The sequence below is a fragment of the Streptomyces albus subsp. chlorinus genome (assembly GCF_013302895.1).
Taxonomy (GTDB): domain Bacteria; phylum Actinomycetota; class Actinomycetes; order Streptomycetales; family Streptomycetaceae; genus Streptomyces; species Streptomyces chlorinus.
In genome coordinates, this window is sequence record NZ_VJOK01000001.1 from 7047057 (window position 1) to 7057199 (window position 10143).

Annotated in this window: 9 protein-coding genes; 8 read left to right on the top strand and 1 reads right to left on the bottom strand. The window is 74.5% G+C overall.

Annotated features, from left to right (window positions below; translation table 11 throughout):
- The first annotated feature begins 333 nt into the window (after nt 1–333).
- From FM076_RS30540 to FM076_RS30550, 3 genes are all read left to right on the top strand, one after another.
- Nucleotides 334–1137 carry a thioesterase family protein gene (locus FM076_RS30540; RefSeq protein ID WP_173874062.1) on the top strand — a complete coding sequence of 268 codons (804 nt, stop codon included), beginning with the start codon at nt 334–336 and terminating at the stop codon, nt 1135–1137.
- Between the two features lie 169 nt (nt 1138–1306).
- Nucleotides 1307–1885, top strand: a complete 579-nt coding sequence (locus tag FM076_RS30545; protein WP_173874063.1) for a TetR/AcrR family transcriptional regulator — start codon at nt 1307–1309, stop codon at nt 1883–1885.
- Between the two features lie 100 nt (nt 1886–1985).
- A complete protein-coding gene (locus FM076_RS30550) occupies nt 1986–3218 on the top strand; it encodes a GDSL-type esterase/lipase family protein (protein ID WP_173874064.1) in 1233 nt (410 codons plus the stop codon).
- A 441-nt stretch (nt 3219–3659) separates the two neighbouring features.
- Here the strand turns inward: FM076_RS30550 and FM076_RS30555 are convergent, their stop codons facing one another.
- Nucleotides 3660–4508: a class I SAM-dependent methyltransferase gene (locus tag FM076_RS30555; protein ID WP_173874065.1), complete on the bottom strand. Its 849-nt coding sequence runs from the start codon at nt 4506–4508 to the stop codon at nt 3660–3662.
- 105 nt (nt 4509–4613) lie between these two features.
- Here FM076_RS30555 and FM076_RS30560 point away from each other — a divergent pair, with 105 nt between their 5' ends.
- The 5 genes from FM076_RS30560 to FM076_RS33000 all read left to right on the top strand — a co-directional run bounded on the left by FM076_RS30560 (nt 4614) and on the right by FM076_RS33000 (nt 9456).
- Entirely contained in the window at nt 4614–5537 is a 924-nt protein-coding gene (locus FM076_RS30560; protein WP_173874066.1) for an FAD-dependent oxidoreductase, read from the top strand.
- Nucleotides 5538–5622: 85 nt separating this feature from the next.
- Nucleotides 5623–6837, top strand: coding sequence for a hypothetical protein (locus FM076_RS30565; protein ID WP_173874067.1), 1215 nt, complete (start codon nt 5623–5625; stop codon nt 6835–6837).
- Nucleotides 6838–6942: 105 nt separating this feature from the next.
- Nucleotides 6943–7395: a lamin tail domain-containing protein gene (locus FM076_RS30570; RefSeq protein ID WP_173874068.1), complete on the top strand. Its 453-nt coding sequence runs from the start codon at nt 6943–6945 to the stop codon at nt 7393–7395.
- A gap of 1013 nt (nt 7396–8408) precedes the next feature.
- Entirely contained in the window at nt 8409–8717 is a 309-nt protein-coding gene (locus FM076_RS30575; RefSeq protein WP_173874069.1) for a hypothetical protein, read from the top strand.
- 190 nt (nt 8718–8907) lie between these two features.
- Complete coding sequence (locus tag FM076_RS33000) at nt 8908–9456, top strand: hypothetical protein (protein ID WP_180217869.1); 549 nt, start codon at nt 8908–8910, stop codon at nt 9454–9456.
- The last annotated feature ends 687 nt before the right edge of the window (nt 9457–10143 follow it).

Below are 10143 nucleotides of genomic sequence, written 5' to 3' on the forward strand. Positions count from 1 at the left end.
GCGGTGGCCGGGCCTACGGTGACCGGGACCCGCGGTACCCGGGGCCCCGGGGCCCCGGGGCGATCGGGACTGCGCTGGCTGGAGCCCGCAGTGGCCGGTGAGGCTGACCTGACGTGACCTGACGTGACGTGACCTGATCCGACTTGACCTGACCTGACCTGACCTGACCTGCCCCGGCGCCGGTCCGCGTGGCGTTCCGCATCGCCGGTCCACGCGGGTGTCCGGCCCGGTCACCGGTGTGTGCGCTCATCGGTGGGGGCGGCGTGTGCGGTCCCCTCTAGATTGGCCTCGGCAACCCTTTCGATCTTCGTTCGTCCGCCGAGGAGTGACCCGTTGAACGCCAGCGCACCGGTCGTGAACAGCTATTTCGAGCGCATCGATGAGCATCGCTACAAGCCCACCGCCCACGTCGGCGGCGCGTGGAACACCGAGGAGCAGCACTTCAGTCCGCTGGGCGGGCTGATCACCCACGCCATCGACCGGCACCAGGCGGAGCGCCCCGGCGCGGGGATGGTGATGAGCCGGATCAGCTTCGACATCCTCGGTCGCCTCGCCCTCGACGAGTGCGAGGTCCGGGTGGAGACGGTCCGGCCCGGCCGCACCATCGAACTCGTCGAGGCCACCGTGCTGATAGCCGGCCGGCCCGTGGTCCGGGCCCGCGCCTGGTTCCTGGCGGTCCTGGACACCAGCGCCGTGGCCGGGGGCGGCGCCGAGCGCCTCACGCCTCCCGACGAGCTGGCCCCCTGGTCCATGGCCTCGGTGTGGCCGGGCGGGTATATCGCCTCCCTGGACGCACGGCCCCTCGCCCCGCCGCAGCCGGGGCGTGCGACCACCTGGGTCTCCACCGGTGTGGAGCTGGTGGCGGGGGAGCGGGCGGGCGGAGTGGCCTCCTTCATCGCGCTCGTCGACACCGCCAACGGCATCGCTGTCCGGCAGCCTCCGACGGCCTGGATGTTCCCCAACGTCGACCTGACCATCCATCTGCACCGGCTGCCCGAGGGGCGCTGGGCGGGGCTGGACACCACCGTCGTCTTCGGCCCCACCGGGCAGGGCATCACCAGCACCGTCCTGCACGACGTCGCCGGTCCGGTCGGACACGCCCAGCAGATCCTCACCGTCCGCCCGCTGGGCGACTGAGCCCGCTGGGTGACGAGGCACTCCGCACGGCTGAAGCCTCCGAGCGGCGGTGCCCTCCGAGGGTGATGCCCTGGCCGAGTGCCGGCCGAGGATGCTTAAAGCTCACCCCTATTTGCCTAAAGCCTTTAGGTGGGTGCTTAATAGGGTTCTGCCGGAAGAGGAGACACTTATGGTGCGTGCGGGACTGACAACGGAACGCCTGGTCCAGGCGGGTGCGGAGCTGGCCGACGAGGTCGGCTTCGACCAGGTGACCGTCTCGGCGCTCGCCAGACGGTTCGGCGTCAAGGCCGCCAGCCTCTACTCGCATGTGAAGAACTCCCACGACCTCAAGACCGGGATCGCCCTGCTCGCCTTGGAGGAACTCGCCGACCGGGGCGCCGCCGCGCTGGCGGGCCGGGCCGGTAAGGACGCCCTGGTGGCCCTGGCCGACGTCTACCGCGACTACGCCCGGGAACACCCGGGGCGCTACGCCGCGGCCCAGTTGCGGCTGGACCCGGCGACGGCCGCCGCCGGCGCGGGCGTCAGGCACGCGCAGATGACGCGGGCGGTCCTGCGCGGCTACGACCTGACGGAGCCGGACCAGACACACGCGGTCCGGCTGCTGGGCAGCGTCTTCCACGGCTACGTGAGCCTGGAACTGGGCGGAGGGTTCAGCCACAGCGCTCCCGATACGGAGCAGACCTGGTCCCGGATCCTCGACGCGCTCGACGCCCTCCTCACCAACTGGCCACCGCCACCGGCACCGTGACCGGGGGCCGGGACGTCCCGGCCCGACGTCGCACCCGCGTGGTCCCGCCCGCCCCGGCGGAACCACGCGCCCCACACCCTTCGAAGCGACAGGTTGAGTCATGCACACCCAGGACCACTGGATCACCACGCCCCTCACCGAGGACCTGCTGCACGGCGCTCTGGAAGTGGAGCGCACCGCGCACGGTCTGCTCCCGCACCGGCTGCCCGCCTGGGCCCGCGCCCAGTGCGACGACGGACAGCTGGCCCTGGCCGAGTCCCAGCCCTCCGGGGTGCGGCTCGTCCTCCGCACCCGGGCCACGGCCGTGGAGCTGGAGACGCTGCCCACCAAGCGCGTCTACGTGGGCGTTCCGCAGCGCCCTGACGGCGTGTACGACCTGCTCGTCGACGGCCGCCTGGCCGGGCAGGGCAGTGTGGCGGGCGGGAACACGGTGACGATCGACATGGCCAACTGGGGAGCCGCCGAGAGCCGGCCCGGCCCGGCCGGAACCCTCCGCTTCGAGGGGCTGCCCGGCACGGACAAGACGGTCGAGATCTGGCTGCCGCACAACGAGGTGACCGAACTCGTCGCCCTGCGCACCGACGCGCCTGTCGAGCCCGTGCCCGACCGGGGCCGTCGCACGTGGCTGCACCACGGCAGCTCGATCAGCCACGGCTCGGACGCCGCGAGCCCCACGACGACCTGGCCGGCGCTCGCCGCCTCCCTCGGCGGGGTCGACCTGGTCAATCTGGGGCTGGGCGGCAGCGCGCTGCTCGACCCGTTCACCGCCCGCACGATGCGCGACACCCCCGCGGACCTGCTCAGCGTCAAGATCGGCATCAACCTGGTCAACGCCGACCTGATGCGGCTGCGTGCCTTCACCCCCGCCGTGCACGGCTTCCTCGACACGCTGCGCGAGGGCCACCCCACGACGCCGCTGCTCGTCATCTCGCCCATTCTGTGCCCGATCCACGAGGACACACCCGGTCCCTGCATGCCGGACCTCGACGGCATCGCCGACGGACGGATCCGGTTCCGGGCGGCGGGCGATCCGAAGGAGCGCGCGAGCGGGAAGCTGACCCTGGGCGTCATCCGCGAGGAACTGGCCCGGATCGTGGCGCGGCGGGCGGCGGAGGACCCCCACCTGTACCACCTCGACGGCCGGGAACTCTACGGCGAGGCCGACGCCGCCGAACTGCCGCTGCCCGACCGGCTCCACCCGGACGCCGCCACCCACCGCCGCATGGGCGAACGCTTCGCCGCACGGGTCTTCGCCGCCGGCGGCCCCTTCGCGGAGCGCGAGTCCGCCAAGTCCGCCCCGGACCGCGACGCCACCCCCGGCCGCGAGGCCTGACGGCGTCCCGGGCCGGGACTCCGGTTCACCGAGCGCGTCCGTCCGGTCGTGCGCGGGGCGAGGAGCGCGGCAGGTCATGCCGCGCTCCCCGGCCGGAGAGGCCCAGCCGTCCAGCCGGTGCCGAACCCGGGACACCTGTGCACCCCGTTCCGCGCCCTAGGTCTGCGGACAGGCCGCGCGCCGGTCGCGCTCGGTGCGGACCTTCCGGCGCCGCTCCGGGCCGTGCGGCCGGTGACCACGCGGGGCAGCAGCCGCGCTGGGGCGCGTCCGCCGAGCCCGGCCGCGCAGAACTGCTGGAAGGGCCGCACCAGTTCGACCGCCTCCTCGGAGTGGGCGCACCGGCCCGACGCGACCGGCTTCGGCGTCACCCCGTTCGCCGGGGGGCGGGGTGCCTGGGCGAGTTCGGCACCTTCTCGGAGGACTCGCCCGGCACCCCGGACGTCAGCAGAGGGCCGGGCGGCGGGCGGTGACGACGTAGTAGTCGAGAAGGCCGTCGCGGTAGGCGCCCAGGAAGTTGCGGGGCCAGGCCACCGGGAGGCCGGCGCCGGCGAGGAAGTGGTCGTACCCGGGCCACACCTGGGCCCCGATCGACTCGGCGGACACCTCTGCCAGGCCGGCCTCGGCGAGGGCGGAGACCAGGGTGCCGAGCGGGTGGGCCACATCGAGGCCGTCGGCGAAGCTCTCCAGCCGCTCGGCCAGGGCCTCGGCCCGGCCCTCCCCGCCCTCAGGCAGGAAGAAGGACGTCACCGCCAGGCGCCCGCCGGGACGCAGGACGCGTGCGCTCTCGCGGGCGAAGGCGGCCAGGTCGGGGAAGTGCTGTGCGGCCTCGACGGAGAAGAGGGCGTCGAACTCCCCGTCGGGGAAGGGCAGCCGGGAGGCGGCGCCCGGCACGAACCGCAGCCGCTCCGGCGAGCGTTCCAGGAGAGATCTGTTGGCGCGGCGGGCCCGCTCCAACTGCTCCGGGTGGATGTCCACCCCGGTCACGGAGCCGAAGCCGAACTCCTCAAGCGCCAGCGCGCTGCCCAGCCCCAGCCCGCAGCCGACCTCCACGGCGCTGCCCCGGCCCGGCAGCGTCCGCAGCACCCGGCGGTAGAGGCCGCGTTCGCTGCGCACGCGGTCCTCGTCGGTGAGCGGACGGTCGAGCGGAACGCCCTCCCAGTAGCCGAAGTTGATGAACCCCCCGGCGAACGCCGGTACGGAGCTGAGGTCCTCCGGGCCGTAGACGGCCCGCACGCGCGGAGCGATCTCGCTCTCCGGTACGCCCGCGGCAGTGCTCTGGTCACTGGTCATCCACGCAGCGTAGAGGAAGTGCGCCGTTCCGTCGCCGGTGCGATCGTGGAGGACCGACCGTGCGCGGGGCGGCACGTCGGCGGGAATCGCATCGCGGGAGGCCGAGTGGAAGCGGAACTGGTGGTCGTCGGCGGGGGACCGGCGGGCGTGGCCGCCGTGCTGATGGCGGCCGGTCTGGGGCTGCGCACGCTGCTCGTCGAGGCGGACCGGATCGGCGGGAAGGTGGCGCGGATCGGCGCGCTGGACAACGTGCCCGGCGGCTGGCGCGACGGCGCCCCGCTCGCGGACGCGCTGGCGGCCGACGTCGCACGGCTCGTTGAGGCCGGCTGCTGCGCGCTCGTCCCCGCGCGGGCCGTGCGGGTGACCGCGTCCGAGGACCGCGCGGAGACGACCCTCCAGGACGGGCGTGTCCTGTCCGCCTCGGCCGTGCTCGTGGCGACCGGCGTCACGGCCCCGGCCCCCGGCGAGGTGGCGTGGATCGACGCCCCCGCCGGGCTGCGCCCGCCACCGCTGTGGCGGGCGGCCCCCGAGGACGTGGGGACCGGGTACCCCGCTGTCGTGCTGGGTGCCGACCGCCCTCTCGGCACCTGGTTGCGCGCCCATCCGTCCGCGGCGGTACGCCTCGATGTGCTGCACCCGCCGGGCGACAGCTACAAGACGGAGGAGGTGGCACACGACAGCAGGGTGCGGCTGTCCGAGGCCGAGCGCGTCACCGTGGTTCCGGAGGGCGACGGCCACCGGATCACGGTGCGGGGCACCGACGGCGGAAGCCGCGTCCTCACCACGCACCGGCTGCTGGCCAACCTCGGCTCCCGTCCCGCCCCGCCCGACGGCGATCTGGTGGCCGGCCCCGACGGCTACTGCCCACCCGGCGCGCAACTTCCCCGCCTCCTTACCGCGGGGGACCTGCGCTCGGCCCGCTACCAGCGCATCGTCACCGCCCAGGGGTCGGGCGCCGAAGCGGTCCTGGCCCACTACTACGCGGCACGGGGACTCACCGGCCCCCGGTCCACCGGCCCCCGGCCCTGAACCGCCGCGCCCCTGCGCCTTCGCGAAGAGAGCACCACGGGAAACTCCTTCGCGGCGGTCCGCCGCCGCTCCGTAGGGTGACGGCGTGACAGACGTGAACCGCAAGCACCCCGAACCGAGCCTCGCCGAACGCGAAGCCCTGCTGCTCGGGGCCCCGTTGGGGCGGGACTTCCTGGGCACCTTCGTCGACCATGCCCTGGACCACACCCTGTTCACCTCGCTCGGCCTGGGGGACGTGCCGGGGACCGCGACGTTCGTGGTGGAGGACGACGGGCCCGGTACCCGCCCCAGGTCCCGGACCGTCCGGCACCGCAAGCGCAGGAACTGGCACGAGGTCCCGGCGGGGGAGGTGCGGGCACTCCTGCGCGAGGCCGTCGCGCGGGAGGAGTGGCGCGCCGCTCTGGCGGAGCTGGACGAGGCCCGGATGCTGGAGAACCTCTCCGGGCCCGCCGAGATGTTCGGGTTCGGCGGCGGTGACGTGGTCGTATGGCGTCTCACCGCGCTCGCGGCCGAGGAACTGCGGCCGGTCGCCGCCGCACTCGTCCGCTCCCCGGCGACCGCCTGGTGGTGGGACCCCGTCGAGCGGTCGGACCAGCGGCAGCTGGTGTGGACGGAGCCCGACCGGGACGCCGGGGCGGGCGCCGGTGCCGGGGAGGGGGGAGGTCTCGCCGGGGTCGAGGAGGCGATGCGGCGTGACATGGCCCGGGAGCGCGCCGCCAACCGCCCCCGGCGGCGCGGAGGCCCGCGCCGCGGGCAGCGCGGTCTCGGCGCGGTCTGGTGGTCGGCCCCCGACTTCGCCGCGGGAACCTGGACCACCGGCCCCCGTGGCGGGCTGCCCGCCCTCGAACTCGGCCGCTTCGTCGACACCTTCACCCCCTTCGACGAGACGACCGGGACGGTCGTGAGCCTCACCGTCGGCGGCGAGGCACGGGTGGCCGAGATCAGAGGCCCGCAGGACTGGCGGGAGCTGGTGACCCGCTTCCCCCGCGACGTGTCGGTGACCCACAACGGCGAGTGGCGCGACTGGGGCGACGCGGACGGTCCCTGGTACCTGCCGGACTGGGAGGCACTGGCGGAGCACTACGACGGTGTGCACGTCACCGTCGGCGGCTACCTGTCCTCCTGCGGCCTGGCACAGCCCGTCCTCGACGGCCACACCATGCTGGCCGGCTGGGTTCCTGACGCCACCGTCTGGGTCCGTGACGTGGCGATGCGGCACCGCCGCCTCGGCGTATGGCACGGGCACCCGCAGGACGCCGGGGACTGGGAGGAACTCCTGCCCGGCTGGCGGCCTCTGTAGCAGTGTCCCGGTTGGATAACGGCCCTCCGGATGTGACCAAGAGGTGAATAGTGTGAGGAACCCGCTGGGCCCGTGGGGGTGCCCAGCCCGGAAGAAGGACGCGTCATGCTCCGTATACGCAGCGCCGCCGTCGCCCTCGCGGCGGCGGCCACCGGTTCCCTCCTGCTGCTGCCGTCACCGGCACAGGCCGCCGGCTCGGTCCACCTCTACAAGATCTACTACGACAGCCCGGGCAGCGACCGGGGCGGCAACGCGTCGCTCAACGGCGAGTACGTGCAGATCAAGAACGGCACCGGGTCGGCCTTCCAGATGAAGGGCTTCAAGCTCAAGGACAACGCCGGTTACACCTACACGTTCCCGTCCTACCGCATCAGCGCCGGAAAGACGGTGAAGGTCCACACCGGCAGGGGCACCAGCTCGGCGGGCCACCTGTACCAGGGCCGTACCTGGTACGTGTGGAACAACACCAAGGACAAGGCCCGCCTCTACACGCCCTCCGGCTCGCTGCGCGACTCGTGCTCGTACAACTCCTCGCGCAGCGACTACAAGAAGTGCTGACCGCGCGGTGCCGGTCCACCGGTCCGGCCTGATGCCGCAGAAGGCGGCGGAGCGCCGCGGGAACGCGCTGTCGTGAAGCGGCGGCTCCCAGGAGTCCCGCACGGGCCGGCCGGAAGCCCGCACCGCAGTGGCCCGCCGGAGACTCCGGCGGGCCACTCCCGCGTGCGGGGCCGGTGCGCGGCCGTTGCCCGCCCGGAGCGCGAGGGACAGGTGGGCGGCGTCAGCGCAGGACGACCGGCAGCGCCTGGTAGCCGTTGATGCCCAGTGACGAAGATCGGCGGATCAACCCGCGATCACGTGCGGGAACCCGCCGCACCCCTTTCGCGCCGCCCGCGCGCACAAGGGCCCCACCGACACGGGGGAGGATCGGTGGGGCCGCTGCCCAGTGTGTCAGCCCGCCTTGCGGCCATGTGCGGGCAACAGCCAATATTTTGCAAATAGTTGGATCGGTGCGGCGGCTTCGGAAGGCGCCCCGCCCCGGCGGTGTCCGCCCGGCTCCCGACCACCCTGACGCGCGGGAACCGGACGGACGGTCTCACGGCCGCCACCCGGCCGGACCTGCTCGATCCTGCCCGCCCGCCCCCGCTCGCCACTCCCCGCCGCACCCGGACGAGTGACAAACAGGCCGCTGCGGGGTGAGCGGACCGACCGCCGGCACCTCTGGGTCCTGGCGCCGAGGCGGTTGGCGGGGCGGTCGGCGGAAGGCGGCCCCGGGTGGCCCTGGAGCCCGGGGTGGGCTGGGACGCACCCGCTGGACGGGCCCGCGCCACCGCACCCCGTGCCGCGCGCCCGCATCGCCCGCTCCGTGAGCCCTGGCCGTCCATCGCTCTGCGGCCCGCCGGCGGTTGGCTCGGCGCGGTCTTGTGGCGGGGCGAGGAAAGGGTGAGGATGCGACGCGGTGGTCGAGACCAGTCGGAGACTCCGTGGTGTGTCGGAGACTCCGCGGTGTACCGACCGCCCGGCACGGATGTGCCGTCTTCCACTCATCGATCAGTGAGATTCCGGGGGGAACCATGTTCCGACGCGTGTCCGTGATGGGCGTTCTCGCGGCGACCGCCGCACTCGTCGTCGTTCCGGTACAGGCCGCGGGAGCGGCGGGCAGCGGCACGGCCGCCGTCCCCGGCACCCTCGGCGCCTGTGCCGAACTGACCGGCCAGGGGCCGGGCTGGGCGACACTGCGCAACGACTGCGGGGTGAGGATCAGTGGCTCCGTCGAGCTGACCAGCGGGACCAACCCGGCGTGCGTGCCGATCGCGGCCTACGGCACCGCCACGGTGCGCTGGCAGGGCAAGGGGACCGCCGAGTACGCGTACGACTGCTGACGCCGCGCTCGCGCACGGCCGGCGGCCGGACACCTCACCGCTCGGCGGGGAGGACGCCGTCCTGGCGGGCAGCACCACCGTCCGGTGCCACGCCGCCGAGGACAACTCCCTGCTCTGGCAGGTCCGGTATTTCGCCGGAAGCCGTGACCGCGGCCCTGGGCGCGCCACCCTCGGCGAGCAGGCGGGGCCGGTGCCGCCGCCCGCCTACTGGCACTTCCTGACACCCCGCGACCCGGCCTCCTCGCGGGCCCTGCGAGCTGTCACCGACGCCGCCGTACGCCGCCTGCTGCGCGCCGGAACGGCGGGCGCGGACTTGGCGGCCGCCGGTGCGGCGGGCGTCGGCAGCGGTGACGGAGCCGGTGAGGGGGCCGATGACGGAGCAGGTGACGGCGGGCTGGTCGCGCTGCCCGGCGTGACCGACCCTCGCATCCGGGAAGGCGTCCACCACGCGGTCCGCCTGGCCATGGACATCCTGCGGCGCCGCCGCGAACTCTCGCACCGCGTCGCCGTGATGCGCTCCGGCCCCGTCGTGGAACTGCCCGACCCGGTGCCCGACACCCGGCTCGTCCCCGCTCTGCACGGCCTGCTGCCCGAACCGCGCCCCTACGAGGAGCGGACGCCGCAGCCGCAGCCCGCCTCACCGCGATCGCCGCCGACGGCCGGTATCTGCGCGGCGAGATCGACGACGAGACGCGGTCGCTCGCCCTGCCCGCCACCCCGCCCGAGTGGGCGGGGCTGACCGGCCGGATCGACGCCGTGGCCTGGCGCGCGGCTGTCGCCGCCACTCCCGACGAGCACCGGCGGGCCCTCGCCTCCCTGCTCGGCGTCTGGAGCGGTCGGCCCTTCGCCGAAGCCGGCAGCGCCTGGCGGACCGGCCGCGCCCCCGCACGGCGGATCGCCGAACTCCGCGCCTCCGGGGCTCTCGTGGCTCCGGCCCGCCGCGCGGCGGCCGGTCCCCGTTCCTCCAGCGCGCCGCCGACCCGGCTCCCGGCGACGCCACGGAGTGCGCGATCCACACCATCGCGCACGACGACACCGCCCGCCTGCCCCGCCTGCTGGCACTCCTCGCCGAGCGCGGCCCGCTGCCGGTGCCCGAGGAGGCGGTGGACCTGTTCCGCTGGCGCACCGGGGTGCCGCGCGCGGTCGCCGCACTGGTCCTCGACGGGTTCCGGGGCAGCGCCGACCACGACGCGTACCGCAAGCTCCTCCGCGCCAAGCCGTACAAGGCGGACCGGGCGGCCGCCCGCGTCTACGAGGACGCCCGAAGCGGCTGGGAGCGGCCGGCCGGTGTACGGTGCTCGCCGCCGCGCTGCCCGCCGATCCGGCCGCGCTGTGGGCACCCGGCGGCACGACCGCCGCCGCCGACCGGATGGCCACGGCCTGGGCCACGCTCCTCGGCACCGCCCCGTACACCGACGACAGCAGC